This window comes from Pseudarthrobacter sp. MOO14 (assembly GCF_058267675.1).
This window is the reverse complement of the sequence record NZ_CM177849.1, coordinates 1,591,020-1,616,076: the sequence shown is the minus strand read 5'-3', so window position 1 is coordinate 1,616,076 and position 25,057 is coordinate 1,591,020. Positions and strand designations below refer to the sequence as shown.

General features: G+C 66.5%; 18 protein-coding genes. 11 read left to right on the top strand and 7 right to left on the bottom strand.

Going from position 1 to position 25,057, the window contains the following annotated elements; all coding sequences use genetic code 11:
* Window positions 1–7 precede the first annotated feature (7 nt).
* From AC4EEV_RS07630 to AC4EEV_RS07615, 4 genes are read right to left on the bottom strand one after another with little or no spacing between them, the layout of a single operon-like run.
* Complete coding sequence (locus AC4EEV_RS07630; protein WP_491330570.1) at window positions 8–1,123, bottom strand: M24 family metallopeptidase; 1,116 nt, start codon at window positions 1,121–1,123, stop codon at window positions 8–10.
* Complete coding sequence (locus tag AC4EEV_RS07625) at window positions 1,120–3,165, bottom strand: DUF6807 family protein (protein WP_491330569.1); 2,046 nt, start codon at window positions 3,163–3,165, stop codon at window positions 1,120–1,122. Before AC4EEV_RS07625 ends, AC4EEV_RS07630 begins: the two co-directional genes overlap by 4 nt.
* Window positions 3,162–4,319 carry an alpha/beta hydrolase family protein gene (locus tag AC4EEV_RS07620; RefSeq protein ID WP_018761809.1) on the bottom strand — a complete coding sequence of 386 codons (1,158 nt, stop codon included), beginning with the start codon at window positions 4,317–4,319 and terminating at the stop codon, window positions 3,162–3,164. The genes AC4EEV_RS07625 and AC4EEV_RS07620 overlap by 4 nt, the downstream gene beginning before the upstream one ends.
* A 54-nt stretch (window positions 4,320–4,373) precedes the next feature.
* Window positions 4,374–5,642, bottom strand: coding sequence for an ABC transporter substrate-binding protein (locus tag AC4EEV_RS07615; RefSeq protein WP_018761808.1), 1,269 nt, complete (start codon window positions 5,640–5,642; stop codon window positions 4,374–4,376).
* Window positions 5,643–6,013: 371 nt separating this feature from the next.
* Between AC4EEV_RS07615 and AC4EEV_RS07610 the strand changes: the two genes are divergently transcribed.
* The 3 genes from AC4EEV_RS07610 to AC4EEV_RS07600 all read left to right on the top strand — a co-directional run bounded on the left by AC4EEV_RS07610 (window position 6,014) and on the right by AC4EEV_RS07600 (window position 9,505).
* Window positions 6,014–6,958, top strand: a complete 945-nt coding sequence (locus AC4EEV_RS07610) for a carbohydrate ABC transporter permease (protein WP_018761806.1) — start codon at window positions 6,014–6,016, stop codon at window positions 6,956–6,958.
* The gene (locus AC4EEV_RS07605) at window positions 6,948–7,892 is read left to right on the top strand and encodes a carbohydrate ABC transporter permease (RefSeq protein WP_018761805.1); all 945 of its coding nucleotides are present in this window, start codon (window positions 6,948–6,950) and stop codon (window positions 7,890–7,892) included. The genes AC4EEV_RS07610 and AC4EEV_RS07605 overlap by 11 nt, the downstream gene beginning before the upstream one ends.
* 254 nt (window positions 7,893–8,146) lie before the next feature.
* Window positions 8,147–9,505 carry an ABC transporter substrate-binding protein gene (locus AC4EEV_RS07600; protein WP_026264596.1) on the top strand — a complete coding sequence of 453 codons (1,359 nt, stop codon included), beginning with the start codon at window positions 8,147–8,149 and terminating at the stop codon, window positions 9,503–9,505.
* 202 nt (window positions 9,506–9,707) lie between these two features.
* Here the strand turns inward: AC4EEV_RS07600 and AC4EEV_RS07595 are convergent, their stop codons facing one another.
* Window positions 9,708–11,735, bottom strand: coding sequence for a beta-galactosidase (locus AC4EEV_RS07595; RefSeq protein ID WP_491330568.1), 2,028 nt, complete (start codon window positions 11,733–11,735; stop codon window positions 9,708–9,710).
* 199 nt (window positions 11,736–11,934) lie between these two features.
* Here AC4EEV_RS07595 and AC4EEV_RS07590 point away from each other — a divergent pair, with 199 nt between their 5' ends.
* From AC4EEV_RS07590 to AC4EEV_RS07570, 5 genes are all read left to right on the top strand, one after another.
* Window positions 11,935–13,224 carry an ABC transporter substrate-binding protein gene (locus AC4EEV_RS07590; protein ID WP_491330567.1) on the top strand — a complete coding sequence of 430 codons (1,290 nt, stop codon included), beginning with the start codon at window positions 11,935–11,937 and terminating at the stop codon, window positions 13,222–13,224.
* A 46-nt stretch (window positions 13,225–13,270) separates the two neighbouring features.
* The gene (locus tag AC4EEV_RS07585; RefSeq protein ID WP_026264595.1) at window positions 13,271–14,224 is read left to right on the top strand and encodes a carbohydrate ABC transporter permease; all 954 of its coding nucleotides are present in this window, start codon (window positions 13,271–13,273) and stop codon (window positions 14,222–14,224) included.
* Window positions 14,221–15,138 (top strand): carbohydrate ABC transporter permease, encoded by a 918-nt coding sequence (locus tag AC4EEV_RS07580; protein ID WP_491330566.1) that lies wholly within the window; start codon window positions 14,221–14,223, stop codon window positions 15,136–15,138. The genes AC4EEV_RS07585 and AC4EEV_RS07580 overlap by 4 nt, the downstream gene beginning before the upstream one ends.
* Window positions 15,139–15,156: 18 nt before the next feature.
* Window positions 15,157–15,789: a Poxvirus protein I5 gene (locus tag AC4EEV_RS07575; RefSeq protein ID WP_491330565.1), complete on the top strand. Its 633-nt coding sequence runs from the start codon at window positions 15,157–15,159 to the stop codon at window positions 15,787–15,789.
* A 125-nt stretch (window positions 15,790–15,914) separates the two neighbouring features.
* Window positions 15,915–17,090: an MFS transporter gene (locus tag AC4EEV_RS07570; RefSeq protein WP_491330859.1), complete on the top strand. Its 1,176-nt coding sequence runs from the start codon at window positions 15,915–15,917 to the stop codon at window positions 17,088–17,090.
* Here the strand turns inward: AC4EEV_RS07570 and AC4EEV_RS07565 are convergent.
* Window positions 17,077–20,328, bottom strand: a complete 3,252-nt coding sequence (locus AC4EEV_RS07565) for a family 78 glycoside hydrolase catalytic domain (protein WP_491330564.1) — start codon at window positions 20,326–20,328, stop codon at window positions 17,077–17,079. The genes AC4EEV_RS07570 and AC4EEV_RS07565 overlap by 14 nt on opposite strands.
* A complete protein-coding gene (locus AC4EEV_RS07560; RefSeq protein ID WP_018761795.1) occupies window positions 20,328–21,533 on the bottom strand; it encodes a Gfo/Idh/MocA family protein in 1,206 nt (401 codons plus the stop codon). The genes AC4EEV_RS07565 and AC4EEV_RS07560 overlap by 1 nt, the downstream gene beginning before the upstream one ends.
* Window positions 21,534–21,773: 240 nt before the next feature.
* Here AC4EEV_RS07560 and AC4EEV_RS07555 point away from each other — a divergent pair, with 240 nt between their 5' ends.
* The 3 genes from AC4EEV_RS07555 (at window position 21,774) to AC4EEV_RS07545 (ending at window position 25,056) form a co-directional block, all read left to right on the top strand.
* Window positions 21,774–22,448: a YesL family protein gene (locus AC4EEV_RS07555; RefSeq protein ID WP_109045188.1), complete on the top strand. Its 675-nt coding sequence runs from the start codon at window positions 21,774–21,776 to the stop codon at window positions 22,446–22,448.
* A gap of 106 nt (window positions 22,449–22,554) precedes the next feature.
* A complete protein-coding gene (locus tag AC4EEV_RS07550; RefSeq protein ID WP_491330563.1) occupies window positions 22,555–24,084 on the top strand; it encodes an extracellular solute-binding protein in 1,530 nt (509 codons plus the stop codon).
* Window positions 24,085–25,056 (top strand): ABC transporter permease, encoded by a 972-nt coding sequence (locus AC4EEV_RS07545; RefSeq protein WP_018761792.1) that lies wholly within the window; start codon window positions 24,085–24,087, stop codon window positions 25,054–25,056.
* Window position 25,057: the final 1 nt, after the last annotated feature.

The following is a 25,057-nucleotide window of genomic DNA, read 5'->3' as shown; positions in this document are numbered from 1 at the left end:
CGCCGGACTAGAGCTGCAGGGTCACGGGGCGTTCCAGCCCGTTCACGGTGGCCACCGGCCAGCGCGGGTCAACAGTCAGGATGTGGAGCCCGGATTCCGTGAGCTGGACCGTGTCCTCGATCTTGACGCCCGGCCCTGACGGGTTCCACGTGAACGCCTGGTCCAGCACCACCGTATCCGTGGCTTCCGACGTGACCCGGGGATCGCGCCCCGCGTAACCGGCGGGCCCGCCCTGATGGTGTTGTTCCCACTGGTCCGCGCCGAAGCCATGCCGGACGTAAGCGGCCTGGATCTCGGTGAAGATCCGGTCCAGCCGGGTGCCGGGAACCGTGGCATCGAAAATATCCGCCTCCACTGCCGCGATGCGGGCCTCGGCGTCGCGCTCCCCGGGAGTGCCGGCGTCGAACCTGATCCAGCGGGTGATGTTGGCCACGAGGCCGTCGCGGCGGGCGCAAACCACCGCCATGGCACGCCGGCCAAGAGGCGCGTGCGTGGCCAAGGGGTGCCGGAACGTGCTGCGGGAGCTGCCGTTGCACAGGAGTACCAGCGGCTCTGCACCGGCGGCCACCACCCGGGCAGCCAGCGCCGACACCAGCGCGAATTCCGTGGTGTCCGGGCGGGCGGCGGACAGGACCTCGGTCATGATGCCGGCCACGTCGGCGCTGAGCAGGGCATAGCGGGCGCTTTCCGCCGGAAGCAGCTGCTGGCGCGCGGCGCGCAGTTCGGCGGCCACCTCTGCCTCGGACAGCGGAGGCAGGGCGCCATTGCCCACGGCGGCCGCGGCCTGGTGCAGGTTCGCGTACCAGGGAACGGTATGCAGGTTGACTCCCAGCGGAAGCTCCTCGGCGGCGATCCGGCCGGCTTCGTTGTTGAACGTCACCAGGTGGTCGCCGTCGCGCGCGACGAGCAGGGCGGCGATGGGGTCGCCGGCCAGGCTGATGTGCACCCGGCTGCCGTCCAGGTACCAGGTCAGGGCCGTGTTGGTGGTGAGGAGCAGCGAATCCCGCCCGGCCTCGTCCAGGATGTCCAGCACGCGCCGGCGCTTGATGGCCCGGTCGCCCGGGGATCCGGGAGCCAGGCGGGCCTCCTGCTGGGGAACGGCTGCGGCTGTGGTCTGGGTCATGACGGATCCCCTTGTTCGTTGATCAGTGTTTCGATGTCGGCGGTGGCCAGGAGCCCGTCGGCCACGAAGACGGTGACGTGCCGCCGCACCGGCGCGCCGGGCTCTGCGATGACGGGCGTATCCCAGGCCAGCGACTTGCCGACGCCCGGGTAGCCGTCAACCCGGACAAACCATGGGTCCGTGGAGTCCCCGGCAGCGACGAACACCAAGGTGGCCGGGCCGCCGTCGAACGTTCCGGACCAGGCGAGCCATGGCGCGACGCTGCCGTGGGCCTGTGACTCACCGGAGCCGGCGGGCGTCCAGACGGCAGGGTCCGCGCACTCGGGCAGCCGCCAGAAGAAGCCGCCGTAGCCACCCTCGAACCGGCCGTTGGAGCCCGGACTGCCCAGGCTGACCGGCGTGTTCCCTGCAGGTGACAACGCAAAATCCAGTGACAGCCGCCAGGCGGAGGGTGCGACGGCGGACCACGCCCAGGTGCGTTCCTCGCGGAGCACAGGGGAGCCGTCCGGCCCGTTCCAGCTCAGCGTCTCTTGCAGGACGCCGGGCCGTCCCGCGCCGGCGTCGGCCTGGAAGGATGCGGTGCCGGTGCTTGCGATGCTGCCGTGGTCCGGGCGCCACACGTACTGGCCGGCTTCCCTGGTGTAGGTGCGGCCGCCCCAGAAATTCACCCCGTCCACATCCTGCAGGGCCACGCCGGCGCCCAGATGCCATACGTGGTCAAGGGGCTGGTGGTCAGTCACCACGGTGCCGTTCAGGGTGCGCACCGGGTGGAGGTAGGGGCGCGGGGAGGATACTGCCCTGATATGGCTGCCGTCCTGGTAATCGGCCACCGGGCGGCCCCCAACGGTCAGCGTCCGGACCGGCGGAAGGGGACGGGCCCAGGGCACGCCGAGTTCGGCGAACGTTGCCTGTGCCTTGACGGCGCGCTCCAGCGTTCCGGAGATGTCCTGCACCACCGGATGGGCGTCGTCGCCCTCGCCTTCCCACGTGATGAAGCCGGTGCCGATCGGCGCTGGTGCGGGCGCGGTGCGGATAGCCTCCAGGACGGCGGTGAAGGCTCCGGTGTCTTCCAGCGCGCACAGCAGCGGCGTTCCGTTGGCCCGGGCATCCAGCAGGTTTTCGAGCAGGTCAGTCCGGCCGAAGGACTCCCGGCGCTCGCCGGCCGGGGTGGTGATGACGACGTGGTCCTCCGTGTAGGAAAGGGTGATCTCGCCCAGCGTTCCGTGCACGGTGACGGCCGGGTTGAGCTCTTCGGGGGCGCAGAGCGTCAAGGCACAAAGGAGGGTCTCTCCGCCTGCGGTGCGGATCCGCAGAATGGACGTGTCATCGCTTTCGGTGCTGTTGGCCCGGTACAGGTCCGTTTCCACCGAGCGGACGTCCGCGAGGGTATGCGCGCCCGCCAGATGCAGTCCGGTGGCAACGGCGTGGGCCAGGGCGTTCGTGGCCACCCCGTCCACTACGTCCGTGCCGTCGAGGCTGCGCTTCCCGGCCCAGCGCGAGCGGTTGAAGTACGCCTTGGTCCGCAGCCATTGGCCGGTGGCGCTGAGCCCCAGCACGGTGCCTATTTCACCTGCCTCCACCAGGCCCCGGATGGCGGGCAGGGCTTGGGAGCCCAGGCTCTGGAAGCCCACCTGGACCCGGCGGCCGTGGTCCCTGGCCGCGGCCAGGACTTGCTCGAATTGCGCCAGGGATGCCACCGGCGGCTTTTCGACATAGACGTCCATCCCGGCGGACAACGCCGCGATGGCCAAGGGGGCATGCGTCTGGATGGGGGTGGCAATAATGACGACGTCGACGCCAGGCTTGGCGGCCAGCAGCCCGTCCAGGTCCGGGTACACAGCCACTGAGCCGGCCAGGCTGCCGGGCTGCGGCGGGTGGGGATCGGCGACGGCTACCAGTTCCAGGGCGCCGGCCTGTTCGAGCCGGGCCAGGTTGGCGAGGTGCCGTTCGCCGAAGCCGTGCACACCCACCAGGGCAACCCTGGGAAGGTCTGTGGACGGGGACTGCGGATGGGTGGATTCCGCCGAATGCTGTGTGGTCACGTGGGTCCTTGGGAGCGGTGCTGGTTGGGGGGGCAGGTGGTCAGCGTTTTCGCCAGGAAGTCGAGGGCCTCGTCCTGCATGGCCGCCGTGAAGACGTGCCCGCCGGGCCAGAAGCTGCCCGCATACCTGTCGGTGCCGCCGTGCAGGGATTCGAGTAACTGGTGGGCCCGGCGCATCCCGGCTTCCGGGAAGAGCTCGTCAGCAAGGGCGTACTGCACCAGGAACCGGGCGGACCCTGCGCGGGCTGTGAGTTCCGGCCAGTCACCCAGCTTCCACAGCCCGGGAGTCTGCAGCAGCCACGAATGTGCGTCGAGGTACGCGGGGAAGAGGGATTCAAACGTGGTCATCATGCAGGTGACCACGGCGGCCCTGATGCGCGGGCTAAGGGCGGCCAGGGTGAGGGAACGGCCGCCGCCGCCGGAGAAACCGATGCACCCCAGGCTGTCCGCATCGACGCCGGGCAGTGCGGCCAGGACGTCGAGGGCGGCAAGGTCGTCGTGGGCCACCATGCCGGCAAGGCTGGTGCCGAGCAGCCCCGCCGCCTTGGCCACGGTGTCCTCATGGACGCCGGCCGCGGCGTTGTATTCGTCGGCCTCGGAAGGCGCGATGCCGTCCGCCCGCCACTGCGCCTGCCGTGCGTCAACGGCCGCGGCGGTCCGCCATGGCGGGGTGGAGAGGTCAAACCGGCGGCTTCCCCAGGCAAACGTGTCATGGGCAAGGACAGCGAAACCCTGGCGGGCCAGGCCGGTGGCCAGCGCACGGCCGTCATAGTGCCCTGCGCGTGCGGCAGCCGCCGACGGGTGGGTTGTCGGGAGCTCCACGAGCCGGTCCGCACCGCCAAACTTGTTGCCGCCGTGGCAGTGCAGGGCCAGGACGCCTGGCAGCGGTCCGGAATGTCCTGCCGGCCGGACCAGCCAGCCCGTGGTGCGCGGCCCGAAGCCCAACTGCCAGCTCAGTTCGGTGGTGGTGGCGTCGTCGTACGTTTCCTCCCAGTGCACCCGTACGTCCGGCGGCGCGGGCACAGCCGGGACGCCCAAGGCGTCAGAGAGTTCCTGCGCCGCCGCGGTGGACGCCCGGTGGCGGGGACGGGCCCGGACGTAGGCAGGCCAATCGTCGTAGCCGCCGATGGCGCTGGGCCGTGTTGCCGTGATCATGTGCCTGCCCCCTTTCATGGTTGGTGTCTGTTCATCCGTCCGCCGCGGCAACCGTCAGGCGAGGTTTTGGTTGACCTCTGAAATCATGCCTTTGGCAGCGTCCCGAGGCGCGATCTTTCCGAAGAGTACATCCGTGTTGTAACGGTTCAAAACTTCCAGGGTTGCGGATGATCCTGCCGGGAAGGGCTTGGGTGCCGGAACCTTCATGGCCGCGATCCGGTCCAGGTAGGTGGCTTCCTTCTGCTGGGTTTCCTTGAGCAGGGGAGTGATGCCCGCCTTCAGTTCGGTGTTGGCGGGCATGCCGCGGTCGCTCTTGATCTTGGTGGCCGCGTCCATGTTGTTGACCAGGTAGTTGATGAACAGGGCCGCTTCCTTGGGCTGGGCGGATTTGGACGAGATGGCGTATTCCATCGACGAACGCAGCCAGGCCCCCGGCGTCCTGCTTTCGCCGGGAAGTTTCACCATGACCAGCGGGGCGCCGGAGTAGGACGTCATCTGGTTGCTCCAGGAAATCTTCATTCCTTGCTTTCCCTGGCCCATCAGTGTCATCTCAGGCTGGGCGGACCCGTCCTCGACGGTCTGGGACGCTGACGGGGCGCCGCCCGTTTCCATCAGCTTCTTGTTGAGCTCAAACCACTTGGCGAGCGTGTCCTCGCTGATGCCCATCTTCTTGCCGTCGTCGGTGTAGAGCTCCTGGCCATTCTGGCGTGCCCAGACGGCGAGGAAGGAGTCGTTGGCCATGGGGGTCGTGCCGAAGGTGCCGGCCGGCGACTTCTTGGTGATTTCGGCGGCGATCCGTGCGTAGTCGTCCCAGGTCCAGGTTTCGTCGTCCGGCAGCGGCACGCCGGCGGCCTCGAAGACCTTGGGGTCCAGGACCATGGACATGGAGTTGACGCCCGCCGTAATGGTGTACTGCTTTCCGTTGATCTTGCCCAGCTCAACGGTCCCGTCGGCGAACTTCGAGGTGTCGATCTGGTCCTTCACCTTGTCGAGGTCCAGGAGGACGCCGCGGCTGGAGTATTCGCTGGGATAGGCGCCGCTCATGGCGATGACGTCCGGGGTGGTTCCGCCGGCGATCTGGGTGGCCATTTTGTCCCAGTAGGAGCTGAATTCGGTGTTCTCGCCCTGGACCTTGATGGTGGGGTTGGCGGCTTCAAATGCTTTGATGACCTCCATGGTGGTCTTCGCCCTGGAGTCGTTGCCCCACCAGGCGAACCGGATGGTGACGGGATCCTCCGCAGTCCCCACTTTCCCGGCCTGCGGGCTGTTGCCGCAGCCGGTAAGGACCATGGCCAGCGCGGCGGCGGCGCCGGTGATTCCCATGACCGATTTCCTGAGACCAAACCTCATTGTTGTCCCCCTTATTCTGGTGGTCGCGTCCCCTTGCCAGATGCAACAGAAAACGTTTTCTCAAAAACTAACAAAGGGCTGTACAGGAGTCAAGAAACCGTTTACTTTGGTACGGAGCCGCTTTCTAGAACGACGCTCCCGGCGGGCGGAACCGCTCCAGCCCTGACGGGCATGCAGCGGGCCCGCGAAGGGAGTCCCGAACCCCCATCGCCTGGCGATGACCGAAACGTGGAGGCCACGATGACCAAAGGAGACCACATGGCCGCAAAGCATATTCCCAGGACGCGCCGTCCGGCCCCGCTGCCGGCCGACGCTTGCCTGCTGTCCGTGATGGAGCAGCAACCGTGAGCGCCATCAGCGAACTGTCTTCGTTGAGCCGGCGGAAGGGCAAAGCCACCGCTGAGGAGAAGAAGGCCAACAGGCGGGACAACAAGGCCGCCTACATTTTCCTGCTCCCGTGGCTGGTGGGTTTGGTGGCCATCACCATCGGCCCCATGTTGATGTCCCTCTACCTTTCGTTTACGGACTACAACCTGCTGCAGCCGCCCGAGTGGACGGGGCTGGACAACTTCACCAGGATGCTCAGCGACGCCCGGCTGCACAACTCGTTGCGGGTTACGTTCACCTACGTCCTGGTGGGTGTTCCACTGCAGCTGGCCGTGGCACTGCTGATCGCGCTCGTCCTGGACAAGGGGCTCCGCGGCCTTCCGTTCTACCGTTCCGTGTTCTACTTGCCGTCGCTGCTGGGCGGTTCGGTCGCCGTCGCCATCCTGTGGAAGCAGATCTTCGGCACCACCGGCCTGGTGAACCAGGTCCTGGCCATGTTCGGCATTCAGGGTCCCGGCTGGATCTCGGATCCCAGCACGGCCCTGGGATCGATCATCCTGCTGCACGTCTGGACCTTTGGCGCTCCGATGATCATCTTCCTCGCGGGCCTGCGCCAGATCCCCAACATGTACTACGAGGCGGCCAGGGTGGATGGTGCCACCACGCTCCAGCAGTTCTGGCGGATCACCATGCCGATGCTCAGCCCGATCATCTTCTTCAACCTGGTCCTGCAGATCATCGGTTCGTTCCAGTCCTTCACCCAGGCGTTCATCGTCTCCGGCGGCAACGGCGGACCTTCGGACTCAACGATGTTCTTTACGTTGTACCTCTACCAAAAGGGCTTCGGCCAGTTCGACATGGGCTACGCCTCAGCCATGGCGTGGGTGCTGCTGCTTATCATCGGCGTCTTCACCGCCATCAACTTCATCGCTTCTAAGTATTGGGTTTTCTATGACGACTAAGCTTGAGACGCTGCCCACCCCGGAGAAGAAGTCCGGGGGCGCCGGCAAGCCTACGAACCGCAAGCCCAGGGTCCGCGAGTCCCGGGGAACGCTGGCCTTCAGCAGGGCCCAGCGCGGTAAATCGCTGATGAAGCACGGGATCCTGATCCTGGCCGGCGGGCTGATGATCTATCCGCTCCTGTGGATGGTGGTCTCCTCGCTGCGGCCGAATGACCTGATCTTCCGTGAACCGGGCCTGTGGCTGAACAGCCTGGAAATGAGCAACTACACCTCCGGATGGTCGGCCCTGACGCACCCGTTCGGCCACTACATGATCAACTCCGCGATTGTGGTGATCGGCTCGATCCTGGGCAACCTGGTCTCATGCTCGATGGCTGCCTACGCGTTCGCGCGGCTGCAGTTCACCGCCAAGAAGCTGTTCTTCGGCATCATGCTGCTGACCATCATGCTCCCGTTCCACGTGGTGATCGTGCCGCAGTACATCCTGTTCTCGCAGATCGGCTGGGTGAACACTTTCTGGCCGCTGATCGTTCCCAAGCTGCTTGCCACGGATGCGTTCTTCGTCTTCCTCATGGTGCAGTTCATCCGCGGCATCCCCAAGGAGCTTGACGAGGCCGCGAGGATCGACGGAGCCGGCCATCCGCGCATCTTCCTTCGCGTGATCCTGCCGCTGATGGTGCCGGCCCTGGCCACCACCACGATCTTCACCTTCATCTGGACCTGGAACGACTTCTTCGGCGCCCTGATCTACCTCACGGACCCGGATATGTTCACCGTTCCCGTGGCACTGCGTGCGTTCGTCGACTCGCAGTCCGCCACCAGCTGGGGATCCTTGTTCGCCATGTCCATCGTGTCCCTGCTCCCGGTCTTCCTGGTGTTCCTGTTCGGCCAGCGGTTCCTGATCAAGGGCATCGCCACCACGGGCATCAAGTAACGCCGGGCCGCACCCGGCGCCACGCACCCCCTGCACCACCTGTTTTGAACGGCCCGTCGCCAGCGGCGGGCCGTTCGCGCGTCACGGGGGCGGATGCACTTCGCCGAACACCTTGTAATACAAGTTATAGACTTGTAGTATTAGATGCAGAAAGCGCTTTCACGGCCTGAGGCCCTCTTCGAAACCTCGACGGCTACGCCCCCGGCCACCCCCAACATCACCGCACCTGGATCAAAGAAGATCGGAGTTACACAGTGCCGCTTTTTCCCCGTCCTGCATCCGCTGCCAAGCAGCCGGCAGGGGCACCACCGTCACGCTCATCGCGCCGAACCCGTACAGCGGGTGCTGTCGCAGCCGCAGTCGCCGCTGTCATGGCCCTCAGTGCCTGCGGCGGTGGAGCAGCTCCGCAGAGCGCCGACGGAACCGTTGAGCTTCGCTTCTCCTGGTGGGGCGGCGACAAGCGCGCCCAGCTGACGCAGGAAGCCATCAAGCAGTTCGAAGCCGAAAACCCCAAAATCAAGATCAAACCCGAATTCGGCGACTGGAGCGGTTACTGGGACAAGCTCGCCACCCAGGTGGCCGCCAACGACGCCCCGGACATCATCCAGATGGACGAGAAATACATCACCGAGTACTCCAGCCGCGGCGCCCTCCTGGATCTGTCCAAGTACGACATCGACACCTCCAAGCTGGATGAGGCGGCCCTGAATGCAGGCAAGAGCCAGAAGGGCCTGACGGGCATCGCGGCCGGCATCAACGCCGCCACCATCCTGGCCAATCCCGCAGTCTTCCAGGCCGCCGGAGTTCCGCTGCCGGATGACACCAAATGGACCTGGGACGATTTCGGCCGGATCGCCGCCGAGATCACCGCGAAGTCGCCCAAGGGCACCTACGGCGCGGCAGCGTACGGAACGGATGAGGCCTCCTTGGGCGTCTGGCTCCGGCAGGACGGCAAGTCCCTCTACACATCCGACGGCAAGCTGGGCTTCGAGTCCGGTGACATCGCCGAATGGTGGGCGTTCCTGAAGGAGCTGAGCCAGAAGAAGGCGGTGCCTTCCGCATCGGAGGTGGTCGAGGCTGAGGCTGCGCCCCTTGACCAGAGCGGCCTGGCGACCGGCAAGAACGCCATGGCGTTCTGGTGGTCCAACCAGGCGCCAGCCCTGGAGAAGGCCAGCGGCGGAGACCTCAAGATCCTGCGGTTCCCCACCAAGACGGGATCGGCAGCCGATGCGGAGCTTTGGTACAAAGCCTCGCAGTTCTGGTCCGCTTCCTCGCGCACCAAGCACCCGCAGGAAACGGCCAAGTTCATCAACTTCCTGACCAACAACGTCAAAGCCGGTGAAGCGCTCCTGGCGGATCGTGGTGTGTATCCCAACGCTGATGTCCGGGCAGCCATCCAGCCCAAACTGACCCCGGCAGACGTCAAGGTGGTCACCTTCATCGATCAGATCAAAGGCGAACTCGGCGAAGCCCCGGCGCCGCCGCCAAAGGGTGCGGGAGCGATCCAGGAAATCATCAAGCGCTACACCTCGGAAGTCCTGTTTGACCGCTTGTCCCCGGCCGACGCGGGAAAGAAGGCCACGGACGAGATGAAGTCCGCCATCAGCAGCTGATCTTCACACCGCCAACACGGCTCCGGACAACACGGGTGGACGCCTCCCCGCCCGAGGCGTCCGACGGCGGGTGGCAGCTCCGCCCCGGCGGGAACCGATGGTTCCTTTCCGGGGCGGAGGTGTTTAAGGCGCAGTCCACTTTTAACGGGACTGAGCGTTCCGTGGACGGCGGCACCCAAGCCGGTGCCGCCGTCGGCCGTCCTTAGGGCTTTGCCTGGCCCTCCGCCACCACCGCGACGCCGCCGGCAGGAACGGTGCCCGGGAAGGGGTCGCCGGTCAGCAGGTCCTGGCCAGTGGCTGAGACGGCGGCATCCGCCCTCGTGTGGTTGATGGCGAACAGGAAGCTGCGCCCGTCGGCGGACAGGCGCCGCACCAGTTCCACCCCGGGATCGGCAGCGGCGACGGGCGAAACGCCCGATTCGGCCAGCAGCTTGTCAACCAGGGCTTCGATGCCGTTGGCGTCCGGGAAGGTGGCCAGGTACCAGGCCGCGCCTGGCCCAACAGGCCGCCGGGTCAGGGAGGGAACCCCCTCCAGCGGGTATTCGGTAAAGGTTTGCACCACCTCGGCGCCGGCAAGGTGGACATGCTCGCTCCAGATGGAAGAAGTGGTCCCGTCGCTCAACTTGAGCTGGGCTCCGGCCAGCAGCGGATAAAACTCCTCCACCCGGACGCCCAGGAGATCGCGGAACGCGCCCGGGTAGCCGCCGAGCAGCACATGGTCCTGAGTGTCCACGATGCCGCTGAAATAGCTGACCAGGACCGTGGCCCCGCGCGAAGCCGCGGCGGCGATGGTGGCGGCGTCCTCATCGGACACCGCGTACAGGGTGCACGCCAGCACCAGGTCGTAGCCGTCAAGTGACGCCGACGGATGCACCAGGTCCACGGAGACTCCGCGCAGGACCAGCGACCGGTGAAACGCCCTCAGCAGGTCCAGGTACTTCACGTCGACGCTCGGTTTGGAGTCGATCTCGCTGGCCCACCAGGCCTCGTAGTCGAAGACAATGGCGGCGCGCGACTGGACCCGCGAACCGCGCACGGGTTCGAGGCGCTGCAGGGCCGCGCCAAGCTCCACCACCTCACGCCACACCCGCGTCTCCCGTCCCCCGTGCGGCACCATGGCGGAGTGGAACTTCTCCGACCCCGCAAAGCTTTGCCGCCACTGGAAGAACATCACGGCGTCCGCCCCGCGGGCCACGTGGGCCAGCGAATTGCGCAGCATCTCGCCGGGCATCTTGGGTTGGTTGCGCGGCTGCCAGTTGACCGCCGACGTCGAATGTTCCATCAGGATCCACGGGTCACCGCCAGCAATGCCGCGCGTGAGGTCCGCGCTGAACGCGAGTTCCAGGTGGCGTTCCGGGTCCGCGGCCACGAGGTAGTGGTCGTTGGCGATGACGTCCAGGTCTTTGGCCCAGCTGAAGTAGTCCATGGATTTGGTGGCACTTGAGGCCATCAGGTTGGTGGTGCAGGGGATGTCCGGGGTCACCTCGCGAAGGACGGCCACCAGCTCCCGGTAGTAGTCCATCAGCGCCCACGAGCTGAACCGCTGGAAGTCCAGTTGCTGGCCCGGGTTCAGGGTGGACGGTGCGACGGCGGGCGGCAGGATTTCCTCGAAGGAGCCGTAGTTCTGGGACCAGAATGCCGTGCCCCAGGAAGCGTTCAAGGCAGCGATGCTCCCGTACCGGCGTTCAAGCCAGGTGCGGAAGGCGGCTGCGTCCTCTTCGCCGTAGAACTCCGAGACGTGGCAGCCCAGTTCGTTGTCCACATGCCACAGTGCCAGCGCGGGGTGGTCCTTGTAGCGTTCGGCGAGTGCGCGGGTGATCCCGGCGGCGTAGCGGCGGTACACGGCCGACGACGGCGTGTAGTGCCGCCGTGAGCCCGGTCCCAGCACGGTCCCGTCGGCCGTGACCGGCAGGATCTCCGGGTGTTTGCGCACCAGCCAGGCCGGAGGTGCGGCGGTGGCGGTGGCCAGGGCCACTTTCACGCCGATCCCGGCGAGGTTGTCCAGTACTTCGTCCAGCCAGCCGAACTCGTAGTGCCCTTCGACGGGTTCCAGCAGGGCCCAGGAGAAAATGCCGACGCTGAGGAAATTCACGCCCGCTTCCTGCATGAGGTCCAGATCCTCCAGGCGGACACTGGCGGGCCATTGCTCGGGGTTGTAGTCGCCTCCGAAAGCGATGCCCCCAATGTTGCTCCACACTTTGGACGGGCCGGGGCTTTCCTGCTGTGTCATGGGACTCCTTTGTCAACTGTGAGACGGGGTTTGCAATGAGGAAACGCTTTCTTGGAAAACGCTTGCCTGGCGGCTCGGAAAACGCTTGCCCATTAATCCGAATGCAGCTATTGTATCGTTTCAGACGCCATGTTAGCCAGCTCACTACTTACGTTGTAGACCGAGCCAAGGCAGGCACCCAAAGAGCAAGGAGGCTCCCGTGATCAACAGAAGGCATTTCCTCACAACCGTGGCCATCGGCACCGCATCTGCCGCAGCCCTGGCAGCCTGCGGGAACGGAGGCAGCTCATCCGGCCAGACCGGATCCGCTGAAAAACCCGTGACCATCAACTACACCTGGTGGGGCAACGACGACCGCGCCGAGCGGACCCGCAAGGCCATCGCCCTGTTCGAGTCAAAGAACCCGGACATCAAGGTCAACGGCAACTTCACGGATTTCGCGGGCTACTGGCAGAAGCGTGCCACCGAAGCGGCCGGCGGCGGCCTGCCCGACGTGATGCAGTGGGACCTGTCCTACCTGCGCGATTACGGCCAGCGCAACCAGCTCCTGGACCTGGGCACGGTGAAGATCGATACCTCCGCGTTCGAGAAATCACTCCTGCCGTCCGGCCAGATCAAGGGCAAGACCTACGGCATCCCCACCAGCACCAACGCCTTCGCGGTCTACTATGATCCTGCCAAGCTGGCCTCCCTGGGCATCGCCGAACCCACCGGCAAATGGACCTGGTCCGAATTCCAGGCGTTCCTGAAGGAAGTTGGGGACAAGGGCAACGGCACCCTCTTCGGCTCCACGGACTTCACCGGTGTCTGGTGGCAGTTCAACATCTGGCTCCGCCAGAAGAACATCCAGGCCTTCACCAGCGACGGGAAGCTGGGATTCAGCAAGGACGACCTGAAGACCTGGTGGAACCTCAACTCGAAGCTGCGCGGAACCCAGGCCCTCGTGCCGGAAGACAGGGTAACCCAGCTCAAGCCCAAGTCCCCGTTCGGCTCCAACGTCAGTGCCGCCGAGGTCACCTGGGACAACTTCATGGCCGGATACCTGGCTGACAGCGGCGCCAAGCAACTCAAGCTGGTACCGGTGCCCTCGGATGACCCGAACAACCTGGGCCTGTTCCTGAAGCCGTCCATGCTGATGGTGGCCAGCGCCAAGACCAAGTTCAAGGACGCGGCCGCACGCTTCATCGATTTCATGGTCAACGATCCCGAGGTGGGCCAGATCTTCAAGACCTCCCGCGGCGTTCCGGCCTCCAAGACCCAGCGCGACGGCACCACGTTCGATGGCGCCGACAAGCTGGTGGTGGATTACGAGAAGTCCATCGAGCAGTACCTCAAGGACGCACCCGAGCCGCCGATCGTCGGGTTCGGCACTCTGGAAGCATCGTTCGGCCGGATTGCCTCCGACCTCAACTACGGCAAGCTCACCGTTGACGGTGCCGTCGACGCGTGGTTCAAGGAAGCCGAAGACCTCATCAAGCAGAACGCCTGATCCGGCCAGTGCCTGATCGAGTGTTCACGACTGACGGATTGAACTCGTGACTCAAAGCCCAACCCTGAGCAGGCGCCAGGGGCACTCCGGTACCGCGTTGCCGCGCAAGTCGCGGCAGCGCGGGGCGGATGCCCGCGCCGGTTACACCTTCCTGCTGCCCTGGCTGCTGGGGTTCATCGCCCTGACGGTCGGGCCGATGATCTCCTCCCTGTACCTCTCGTTCACCAACTACAACCTGTTCGAGCCGCCCAAGTGGATCGGCTTCGACAACTACGCCACCCTCTTCCAGGACGAGCGCTTCCTGCAGTCCGTGGGCGTGACCCTCTCCTATGTGGTCTTCGGCACCCCGCTCAAGCTCGCCGCGGCCCTGGCGGTGGCGATGCTGCTGAACAGCAAGCGCCGCGGCCAGGGCTTCTACCGGTCGGCGTTCTACGCCCCGTCCCTGATCGGGGCCTCGGTGTCCATCGCGATCGTCTGGAAGGCCATGTTCGGCGATTCCGGGCCGGTGGACCAGGGCCTGTCCTTCTTCGGGATCAACATCGGCGGCTGGGTGGGAAATCCGTCCATGACCATGCCCATGATGATCCTGCTGACCGTGTGGCAGTTCGGCGCCCCGATGGTGATCTTCCTGGCCGGCCTGAAACAGATCCCGGGCGAACTCTACGAGGCGGCATCGATGGACGGTGCCGGTCCGGTGCGGAAGTTCTTCAACATCACCTGGCCCATGCTCTCGCCGGTGATCTTCTTCAACCTCCTGATGGAAACCATCCACGCGTTCCAGATCTTCGCGTCGGCCTACATCATCTCCAACGGTGACGGCGGCCCCGCCGGCTCCACCCTCTTCTACACCCTTTACCTGTACCTGCGCGGCTTCAGCGACTTCCGGATGGGCTACGCCTCGGCCATGGCCTGGCTGCTGGTGATCGTGGTCGGCATCATCACGCTGATCTTCTTCCGCACTTCCAAGTCCTGGGTCCACTACAGCGGTGATGCAAAATGACAACCACGGCAACCCCCGTCCAACCGGCCCCGGGCGCCACCGCCCCGGCCTACAACCCGAAGTCCGAATCCACCACCGCCAAACGCGCCAAGAGCACCATCTTCCACGCCGCAGCCCTCCTGCTGACCTGCGTGGTGCTCTACCCCGCCCTGTGGATGATCGCCTCCGCGTTCAAACCCAACTCGGAAATCGGCGGCCAGAACATCTCGCTGTGGTCCAGCAACTTCAGCTTTGACAACTTCGCCACCGCGATGGACGGCATCGGCGGGGTCTCCACCCTGCAGTTCTTCACCAACTCGCTGATCCTGGCCATCGGCGCCGTCGTCGGCACCATCCTCTCAGCGAGCGTGTCCGCCTACGCCTTCGCCCGGATCAAATTCCCGGGCCGCAGCGTGTTCTTCGGCATGATGATCGCCACCTTGCTGCTGCCGTTCCACGTGGTGATCATCCCGCAGTACATCATTTTCCAGCAGCTCGGTCTGGTGGACACCTATGTCCCCCTGCTCATCGGCAAGTTCCTCGCCGGAGACGCGTTCTTCGTGTTCCTGATGGTGCAGTTCATGCGCAACCTGCCCGCCGAACTCGACGAAGCAGCCCGCATCGACGGCGCAGGGCACGTCCGGATCTTCACCTCCATCATGCTGCCCCTGATGAAACCGGCCCTGATCTCCACCTCGATCTTCTCCTTCATCTGGAGCTGGAACGACTTCCTGGGCCCGCTGCTCTACCTGAACACCCCCGACAAGTACCCGTTGCCCCTGGCACTGCGCCTCTTTGTGGACCAAACCCAGTCCTCGGACTACGGCGCCATGATCGCCATGTCCGTCCTGGCCCTGCTCCCCGTGCTGATCTTCTTCCTGATCTTCCAGCGGTACATCGTCGAGGGCGTTTCCACCCAGGGCCTCAAGGGCTAACGGTCAACGGAGAGAAAAATGAGCGCCATGGACAGCACCACCCACGTTTCCGGCCACGAGCCCATCCCGGTGAACCGGTTTGCCCTGTTCTCCGAAACCCTCCTGGCAGGCCTGCTGGTGCTGGTGCTGTCCGTCCCGCTGGTAACCCTCCCGGCCGCCTACGCGGCCGGCATCGCCCACCTGGAACGGCACCTGGCCGGCCGGGATGATTCGGTCCGCGGACTCTGGCGCCTCTTCAGGGCGGCCCTGCCCGGCAGCTGGAAGCTGGGCCTGACGATGGCGGCAGCCACCGTCGTGATTGTCCTCAACCTCCTGCTCGCCTGGGTGGGGCAACTGCCGGGCCGTGGAGTGGTGCTGCCAGCCACCCTGATCCTGGCGGCCGGAGCGGCGATCGTGCTGCTCCGCGCCGCCTCGGCCTGGACCGACGCAACCGGCCAACGCGCCACCGCAGGGGACTCCTGGCGCACGGCCCTCCAGGCCGGGCAGGCAATGACCCTGCGCGACTGGACCGGTTCGCTGCTGCTCGCGGCCGCGCTGTTCTGCGCCGTGGTGTTCGTCTGGATGCTCGCGGCGCTCTTCGTGGTGGTCCCCGGCACCCTCATCCTCGCCGCGGCGGCAGTAAAACTGCGGTCCGGCCGGCCCCGACGCTAGCTGTGCCGTTGCGCCGCGCCCGAACCGAACACCGCGCCCGTACCGGTCAAAGCGGCCGCCCCGGGCCCGGCCAACCCCGGTGGTACCACCCGCTGACGCAGCACAACTACCGGCTGTTCCTGGGCATGCAGCTGGCCGGCAGCCTGGGGGTGTGGATGCAGCGCCTGGCCCAGGACTGGCTGGTGCTGCAGCTGACCGGAAGCCCCGCAGCGGTGGGCGCCGCCGTCGCCCTGCAGTTCCTGCCCATGCTGGTGGTGGGCCCGCTGGCCGGGCTGGTAGTGGACCTCTTTCCCAAGCGCCGGATCATGATGGTATGCCAGTCCGTCATCGTGCTGCTGGGCATTGGCCTCGCTGCCTGGGCCGCGAGCGGCACCCTGAAGGTATGGGTGGTGTACGCCAGCTGCGTCGCCTTGGGCATCATTGCGGCGGTGGACCAGCCCACCAGGCAGGTGTTCGTCAATGAAGTGGTGGGAGACGCCGCGCTGCGGCCGGCCATCGGACTGAACAATGCGCTGTCCCAACTGGGCGGCATGGCCGGCCCGGCGTTGGGCGGGCTGCTCATCGCCCAGGCCGGACCGGCGGCGGCCTTTGCCGCCAACGCGCTGATCGGCATGGGTGTCCTGGGCCTGATCACGGCCATTCGGACCAACGAGCTGCATCCTGGCCCGCGCGCCGGACGCGGCCGGGGCCAGGTGCTTGCCGGCCTCCACTATGTCCGCGAACGGCCACGGCTGCTCCTCCTTATTCTCCTCGCCGGCCTGCTGGGCGCCTTCGGGATGAACGGGCCGGTGGTCCTGGCGGCGTTCGCCGAACGGGTGTGGCACAACGGCGTGGAAGGCTTCGGCCTGTTCAACACCGTCAGCGCCGTCGGCGCCCTGGCCGGGGCGCTCCTGGCCGCCCGGCTTGGCACCATGGGCCGGAAAGGCATTGTGGCTTCGGCCGGCCTTTTCGGCCTGTCCCAGCTGCTGGCGGCGCTCATGCCCACCGTCGGCCTCTTCATCGCCATGCTGGTGGTGGTGGGCATGATGACGCTGCTGTTCCTCACCAGTGCCGCCACCGCCGTCCAGCTCGAGGCCGGTCCCGCCATCCGCGGCCGCGTCATGGCCCTGTACCTTCCGCTCCTGCTGGGCGGACATGCGCTCGGTGGCCTCCTGGCCGGCTGGCTGACCGAGCAGTTCGGAGTCCGGGCGGGCCTGGTGGCCACCGGCTGCCTGGGCATGCTGTCCGCCATGGTCATCGGCCTCTTGCTCTGGCGGCACGGGCGGCGCACCCGTCCTCCAGTGGCAACTACCGGGGCGTAAAGATCCAGGTGCCGGTGTGCACGCGGAATTCCCTGGCGGCGCCGTCCGCGGTGCCCAACGGGGCGGAAGGTACCGGGGCGGCATCCGCAGTGGGCCCTTTGACCCCGTAGGTGCCGGCGGGCAGCCTCACGGTGGCAGTGGTGCCCGGTGGAACCGTGCACTCCAGCTCCACCGAACCACCGCGCCTGCGCCAGCTCGCCTGTACGTATCCGTTGTCCACCGGGATACTGCCGCGGGCGTGCTCCAAGCGGCACAGCGGCGGTTCGATCACCACCGCGGTGCCGCCGGGGACGGCGTACCGGATGCCGAGCAGGTGCTCGAGGATCTCCTTGAGCACGGACGCGGACCAGGCGTGCGACTGGCTGTAGTCGGTCCCCTCGGCCAGGTCCCAGGCTTCCCAGGTGAAGGTGGCTCCGCGGTCCAGGAGCCGTGCCCAGCCGGGCTGGTCTTTGGCGGTGAGGAGGTCCAGGACGGCGTCCATGCGGCCCTGGCGCACCAGGGCACGGACCAGCCGGTGCACCGTCATGGGGCCCTGCCGCATGCCCATTCCGGCGATCCGGGCGGCATCGGCTTCCGCGTGGCCGGGGTCCGTGATGCCCAGTGAGAGCGGGAAGGACGTGGCGTGCTGGGAGGCGTGGGAACTGGGTGTCCCGTCCTCATGGAGCCCGTCCACCATGACCCCGCCGACGCGCAGCCGGCCGCGGATGGCGCCGGCCAGCGCACGGGCTGCCGTGGCGTAGCGGACGGCGGCGTCTTCCTTGCCGGCCGTGTTGCAGAGCCGTGCCGTTGACACCAGCGCCGAGTAGGCCTGGGCGTTGACGGTGGTCTTGGCCGCGCACTCCATGTCGTAGCCGAACCGGCCGGGTGCGGGCCAGTCCACGATGCCGTGCAGGTAGGGGCCCGAGCCGCCGCCCAGCCTGGTGACCAGTCCCGCCGTCGGGCCTTCCGCCGGAATGCAGCGCAGCGCGTAGTCGGCCGTGTCGCACAGGTGGGGGAGCAGTTCGCGGACCAGGCCCAGGTCTCCGGAGCGCAGGTGGTACTCCTCCGCCCACTCCGGCATCATCAGGGAGAAATCGGGGATGTCGCGCTTGCCGTCGCCGTTGGGATAGACGGCGTTGTACCGGCCCTTGTCCGCCCCGGTGTTCCAGTAGCGGCGGGCTGACCAGGCGAATTCCCGCAGTGCCTGCGCCGTGTAGGCGTGTTCGCCGAAGAACGCCATGGTGGCGTAGGAAATGTTGGCGGCGTCGGCCAGGAACTGGCCTTTTTCCCGGGTGGGAGTATCCACGAACTGCTCCTGGACACCGTAGAGCGCAGAATCGCGCAGCAGCCCGACGACCTCGTCCAGGACGGGGTCGGAACTGGTGAAGCTGCCCTCGCCGGGGTGGCTGCCGTAGACCGTGGTGGCGCCGACGCGTGACACGTCCGCCGCCTCCACGCCCGGCAGTTCCAGGTAGCGGAAGCCGAGGTGGACGGAGGCCCGGAACTGCTGTGGCCCGGCGGTTTGGGTGTAGGGGAAGGACATGTCCGTGTTCTGGCTGGGGGTCTTTCCGGCATCCACCCTGCCGTCCGGGCGCAGGACGTAGCCGGCCCGGAGCATGACCGTGCGCCCCGGGACGCCGGCCAGGAAGTCCACCTCGGGCCGGGCCGGGATGACGCGCCCGAAGTCCGCCACCAAGGTGCCGTCCTCCGCGGCAAGGAACCGCCGCGGTGCCACGAACTCCCCGCCCAGGAACGTCCGGCGGGCGTGCAGCCGGGGAAAGTCCGACGTCGGGTGCCGGCCGGCGCTGATGGCGGCAGGAAGGTCTTCGGTGATGTCCAGGGACGCTGCGGCCTCGCCATCCAGGTGCTCCACGGGGTCGCCCTCGTCATTGCGGTAGCCCGACTGGCGGTACGGGGCCTCGCCGGCACGCCAGCCAGGGCCCGAGACAAGGACGCCGCGCCGTCCGTCGTCGTAATCAACACTCAGCCTGACCAACAGGCCGGGAACACCTGCGGCGCGGCCCTGGCCCGGACCGTACCAGTGGAGGAGGGCTGTCACCGGCACGGGCGTACCGGCCGGATGTGCCGCCAGGACCCCGGTGACGTCGGCGGCATCGAAATACCCCTCGCCGGGGTAGCCGAACGAGGTGGTGCCGAGGCAGGGCGTTCCGGCCACCGAAACCTGCGCGTGGTGGTGTGCCGCCACGAAGAGCCTGGCCCGCCGGACCGTCCCGTCCAGCGCCATGGTGCCCCGGAACAGGGTCCACTCGTCGGGCTGCCGGTGTCCGGTGGTGCGGTCCCATTGTGCCAAGGACGCAAGCGCGTCGTCCTCGGCGGCGTCAAAACGGTGGTCCAGCAGGATGGTTCCGGAACGGCCGGGAACCTCCCCGGTGATTTTGAGCCGCGCATACTCCGCCTGGCTCCGGGGTCCCTGGTGCAGGGCGGCCCTTTCGCCGCTGTCCGCGGATGCCGGTACGTCAACCACCAGCAGTTCCGTTCCGCCCAGCGACACCCGGATGGTCAGCCCGTCGTCGCTGATATCCAGGTCCTGCCACGATCCGGGACCAGGTTGCCGGTCTCCTGCCGGTGCGGCGGTTCCCAGGACCTCGGAATCCGGGGCGGCGGGGGAGGGGATTTCCCAGTCCGGAGTGCGGCGGAGTACCAGTTCTCCGGCCGGGCCCAGTTCGAGCAGCACGCCCGTCCCGGGTCCGCTGCTCCGCAGGATCATGCCGGCTTTGCCCATGACGGGCCGGAGCCGGGCCTGGATCCGGACGCTGCGGACGGCGGGGCACGGCACAGGCAGGAACGGCGAGCCTGCCACCCGCAGGGCGCGGTTGTGGATTTCCAGCGGGGCGCGCCCGCCCGGGGCCCGGCTGATCCAGCCGGCTTGCCAGGACGCGTCCGTCAGGCCGGTGCTGAAGGGGTGCGGGGAAGACCAGGAGCCCGCCCTGCCGGCAGCATCATGGATGCGCACGCGCCAGGCGAAGTCCGAGTCGTCCGCCAGGGCGGGGCCGCCATAGGGCACGCCGCGCTGGGATGCGGAAGCTACCGGACCCGAGCCCCACACCAGCGCGCCCCGGGTGTCCCGGACCTCAACCTCGTAGCCGGTCTGCTGTGCCAGGGCGGGATCGTCGCCGTCGCCCTGGGCCAGCTGCCAGCTGAACGCGGGGGCCGGCGAAGCAGCCAGGCAGGCGGAAAGCCCGTCCGTCAGCAGGTTGGCTGCGTGCAGGTGACCGGCGTCGCGGAACTGGCCGCCCATCAGGAAGCCGGAATATCAAAGGTGGCCGGGGCGGACACGGCCCAGGGGAGTCCCAGCTCGCTGAAGGTGGCGTGCTCCCGGCCCGCACGTTCCAGCGCGGCCTCAATACCTGTTACGACGGCGTGGGCTGAGTCGCCGTCGCCCTCCCACCGGACGTGGGCGGGATCGATGGGGGAGGGCAGCGGCGCCGTCCGGACCGCTTCCAGCACCAGCATGAAGGCTCCGCTGTCCAGCAGGCTGCTGGTGAGCGGAACGCCGGTGGCGCGGTGGGCCAGCAGGTTCTCGGTGAGGTCATCGCGGCCATACGTCTTTTCGCTGCGCCCGGCTGCGGTTTCAATGCTGAGCCGGTCCTCGGTGTAGTGGAACACGGCGGTGCCGGCCGAGCCCTGCAGGGTCACGCAGGGCTCAACGGATTCGGACGCGCAGATGGTCAGCGCGCAGGTGATGGGCAGGCCTGGAGTGGTGCGGATCCGGATCACGGAGGTGTCATCCGATTCGATGTCGTTGGCCCGGTACAGCTCGGTCTCCACGGATGCGATGTCAGCGGTGGTGCGCGCCCCGGCAATCCGGAGGGCGGTTGCCACGGCATGCGCCAACGGATTGGTGGCGACGCCGTCCACCACGTCCACGCCGTTGATGCTGCGTTTCCCGGCCCAGCGCGAGCGTTTGTAGTAGGCCCGGTCCCGGACCCAGCGGCCGGTGGCCGAGATGCCCTCCAAGGTGCCGATGGTGCCGGCCGCGAGCAGTTCCTCGATGGCCCGCAGGGCGTGCGAACCGAGGCTTTGGAACCCGATCTGGACACCGCGCCCGGAATCCTCCGCCGCGGCACACAGCCGGTTGAAATCGGCAAGGGACGCGACGGGGGGTTTTTCCAAGTACAGCTCCGCGTCCGTGGCAAGGGCAGCCAGGGCCAGCGGGGCGTGCGTTTGGATGGGGGTGGCCACGATGACCAGGTCGAGGTCCCCGGCGGCCTGGAGGAGCTCGTCGAGCCCGGGGTGGATGGCGGCCGACGGCGGCACGGCACCTGGGGCGGGCGGCTGCGGATCGGCAACCGCCACCAGCTCGACGGCGCCTGCCGCCTGCAGGCGTTCAAGGTTCCGGAGGTGATGGGTGCCAAAGCCGTGCACGCCCACCAGTGCCACCCGCGCCGCAGTCCCCGGGGCGGTTCCGGCGCCCTTGCCGGCCGCTTCCGTTGCCGTTCCCATGGTTCTCCGTCCTGCCCGTCCGGGCACCAGCCTGTAGCGCCCGCCATCTGTCAGCAAGCGCTTTCCACCGTTCAGTGTGCGGCATGGAGGCATTGCCAGTCCAGCTATGTAACGATTCAAAAATTCACTTGACCGAGATGCCGGTGCGGGTCTAGATTTTCGAGAAACCGATTACCAGCGTGATGCGGGACACTTTCCGCTTCGCCTCTGCAACGATGGAGAACAGAAGGGAGCCCAGCCATGCTGTCCGGGACCTTCAGTGCGCGTGCCTATTCATTCTTTGACACGCTCGCATGGATTGCGGGCCTGAACCTGCTGTGGATCGTGTTCACCCTGATGGGTGGCGGCATCCTTGGTGCCGGGCCGGCCACGGCCGCGGCGCAGATCCTGGTGCGCAAGCGGGCCCGGGGGGAGGCGGCTCCGCTGGTGCGCGGATTTGCTGCCGGATACACCAGGAATTTTGGCCGCGCGAACATCCTTGCACTGCCGGTCATGGCCGTCTCCGTTGCTCTTGCCCTGAACTGGAACTACTTTTCGGCGGGGCGCGGGCTCTTCGCGCAGCTCATGGCGGCAGGCATCTTTGTTGCCGCAATCTTCCTGGCCGGCGCAGCGTGCTACGTGTTTCCCCTGTATGCCCGCTACGAACTGCCGCTGCGGCAGTACTTGCTGACGTCGTCGCGCTTTGCCGTGCGGCATCTTGCGGGAACCGTCATCCTGCTGTTCGTCACCGCCGCCGCGGCGTACGCCAGCGCGGCGCTCCCGGGCCTGATTCCGTTCTTCAGCATCGGAGCCTGGCTCTTCCTGACCGGCTGGCTCTGCGACCGCTTCTTCACCGCGAATGACGAATCGGTAGCCGAAGCGCTGGCAGTGGAACCGGACGGCCGGGCCGCCCTGCAGGGAGCCTCCACCGCCTGACCGCCCTCCTCCCGGGTGCGGCCAGGCCATGCCCGGCTTCTAAATGAAACGTATCAATACTGGCCCTAAGGCCCAATGAACCCCAATGAAGTGGAAAAGGAAAAATATGATCCGCAGGAAACTTTCCCTGGCCGCCGCCGTCGTCACCGCCGCTGCCCTGTCCCTCACGGCCTGCAGCGGAGGTGACGCCCCGGCCGCCGACCCCACCTCGGTGTCCATCATGGCGCCCTTCCTCGAGGCGCAGCCGCCCGGCGCGGACGGCGCAGTGCAAAAGAAGCTGGAGGAGATCACCGGCAAGCAGGTAAAGATCAACTGGGCTCCCAACGCCTCCTACGAGGACAAGACCAACATCACCTTGGCAGGATCGGACATCCCGCAGGTCATGGTGATCCAGGGCAAGAGCCCCGGGTTCGTCAAGAACGCCCAGGCCGGTGCCTTCTGGGACCTCACCGGCAAGCTGGACAAGTACCCCAACCTCAAGACCACCTACCCGGACATCCAGCAGAACGCCAGCGTCAACGGCAAGGTCTACGGCATCTTCCGCGGCCGCGCCCCGATGCGGACCGCGGTCATGTTCCGGCAGGACTGGCTGGACAAGCTGGGCCTGCAGCCGCCCAAGACCGTGGAGGACCTCTACAAGGTGGCCAAGGCGTTCACCGAGCAGGACCCGGACGGCAACGGCAAGAATGACACCTACGGCATCACGATTCCCAAATGGGGCGCGCTGGGAAGCAACAGCCCCTACGACGTCATCGAGGAATGGTTCGGGGCCGGCAACCGCTGGACCGAGCGGGACGGAAAGCTGGTACCCAGCTTCGAGACCGACGAGTTCCTCCAAGCGGACCGCTTCATCAAGAAGATGGTGGATGAGAAGCTCATCAACCCCGACTTCGCCACGTTCGACAGCACCAAATGGAATGAACCATTCTTCAACGGCAAGGGCGGCATCATCGTGGACGTCGATTCCCGGGTCAGCGTCCTCATCAATCTCTTCAAGCAGGCAGATCCCAACAACTTCCAGAACAAAGTGGGCTTCGTGGGCAACCTCGAAGGCCCCGACGGCAAGCTGCACGCCCACCCCACCGACGGCTACTCCGGCTTCCTGGCCGTCCCGAAAGCCAGTGTCCGGACGGAAGCCGAACTGGACAAGGTCCTGGAATTCCTGAACACCCTGAACGGCAAGGATGCCGGCATCCTGCTGAACAACGGCATTGAGGGCGTCAACTTCACGGTGGTGGACGGCAAGGCCGCTCCGGTCAAGCCGGAAACGGACGCAAGCAAGGCCGTCACCACGGACATCAAGAGCTACGCCCAGCTGGGCATGAACGTTGCCGGCAACCAGTTCTACCCGGTCAAGCAGGCCAGCGACTACGAGCAGCAGGTCTTCGACAAGCGCACCGACGTCATGGCGGAGGACCTCAAGAGCGCCGTCTACAACCCGGCAGCGCCTTACGTTTCCGCCACCTATGTGGCCAAGGGGGCCCAGCTGGACAACATCGTGGCCGATGCCCGGATCAAGTACCTGGCGGGCCAGATCGATGAGCAGGGGCTCAAGGACGCCATCAAGCTGTGGAACACCAGCGGCGGCGACAAGGTTAAGGAAGAGATCAACAAGCTCTGGCAGGACAACAAGTAAATGGCAGCCCCCGTTGTCGAGGCTGAGGCACGGGCGGCCAACCGGCCGCCCGTGCGGGAACGGAAGAACGGCAGGTTTTCCGTCCATTTCGCGCACTACAAGTGGTTGTACCTGCTGCTGCTGCCAGGCGTGGTGTACTTCGCGGTGTTCCGGTACGCCCCCATGTATGGCGTATCCATCGCGTTCAAGGATTACGTCCCGTTCCTGGGGGTAAACGGCAGCCCCTGGGTGGGAGTGCAGAACTTCACGGATTTCTTTGCCAACCCGGATTTTCCCCGGCTGTTGGGCAACACCCTGATCCTGGCTTTCCTGAACCTGGGCATCGCGTTCCCGCTGACCATCGTCCTGGCCCTGCTGCTCAATGAGGTACGCCTGTCCGTCCTCAAGCGCACGGTCCAGACCCTGGTGTACATCCCGCACTTCCTGTCCTGGACCATCGTGGCGTCCCTGAGCTTCCTGCTGTTCGCCCTGGACATCGGCCCGCTGTTCCAGTTCCTGAACAACGTCATGGGCACGAACATCGATTTCCTGTCCGATCCCGCGTGGTTCCGGCCCCTGATCGTGCTGCAGGACATCTGGAAGAACACCGGCTGGGGCACCATCATCTTCCTGGCCGCCCTGGCCACGGTGGACCAGGACCAGTACGAGGCCGCCATCATCGACGGCGCCGGCCGGTTCCGCCGGGTCTGGCACATCACGCTTCCCGCGATCCGGTCCACCATCATCGTGATGCTGATCCTGGCCATCGGGCAGATGCTCAACACCGGCTTCGAACAGATCTACCTGATGACCAACGCCCTCAACCGCGAGGTGGCGGACGTCTTTGACACCTACGTCTATTTCGTGGGCATCACCCAGGGCGCCTACAGCTACTCCACGGCAGTGGGCCTGTTCAAATCCCTGGTGGGCATCGTGCTGATCTTCGGCACCAACTGGCTGGCCAAACGATTCAACCAGAGCGGACTGTTCTAGC

Bases quoted from the DNA above. Each gene is read 5' to 3' on its own strand.
- AC4EEV_RS07570 (WP_491330859.1), top strand. From the start codon at position 15,915: ATGCAGCTGGCCGGCAGCCTGGGGGTGTGGATGCAGCGCCTGGCCCAG.
- AC4EEV_RS07620 (WP_018761809.1), bottom strand. From the start codon at position 4,319: ATGATCACGGCAACACGGCCCAGCGCCATCGGCGGCTACGACGATTGG.
- AC4EEV_RS07555 (WP_109045188.1), top strand. From the start codon at position 21,774: ATGCTGTCCGGGACCTTCAGTGCGCGTGCCTATTCATTCTTTGACACG.
- AC4EEV_RS07565 (WP_491330564.1), bottom strand. From the start codon at position 20,328: ATGGGCGGCCAGTTCCGCGACGCCGGTCACCTGCACGCAGCCAACCTG.
- AC4EEV_RS07550 (WP_491330563.1), top strand. From the start codon at position 22,555: ATGATCCGCAGGAAACTTTCCCTGGCCGCCGCCGTCGTCACCGCCGCT.
- AC4EEV_RS07615 (WP_018761808.1), bottom strand. From the start codon at position 5,642: ATGGGAATCACCGGCGCCGCCGCCGCGCTGGCCATGGTCCTTACCGGC.
- AC4EEV_RS07630 (WP_491330570.1), bottom strand. From the start codon at position 1,123: ATGACCCAGACCACAGCCGCAGCCGTTCCCCAGCAGGAGGCCCGCCTG.
- AC4EEV_RS07560 (WP_018761795.1), bottom strand. From the start codon at position 21,533: ATGGGAACGGCAACGGAAGCGGCCGGCAAGGGCGCCGGAACCGCCCCG.
- AC4EEV_RS07605 (WP_018761805.1), top strand. From the start codon at position 6,948: ATGACGACTAAGCTTGAGACGCTGCCCACCCCGGAGAAGAAGTCCGGG.
- AC4EEV_RS07580 (WP_491330566.1), top strand. From the start codon at position 14,221: ATGACAACCACGGCAACCCCCGTCCAACCGGCCCCGGGCGCCACCGCC.
- AC4EEV_RS07545 (WP_018761792.1), top strand. From the start codon at position 24,085: ATGGCAGCCCCCGTTGTCGAGGCTGAGGCACGGGCGGCCAACCGGCCG.
- AC4EEV_RS07575 (WP_491330565.1), top strand. From the start codon at position 15,157: ATGAGCGCCATGGACAGCACCACCCACGTTTCCGGCCACGAGCCCATC.
- AC4EEV_RS07595 (WP_491330568.1), bottom strand. From the start codon at position 11,735: ATGACACAGCAGGAAAGCCCCGGCCCGTCCAAAGTGTGGAGCAACATT.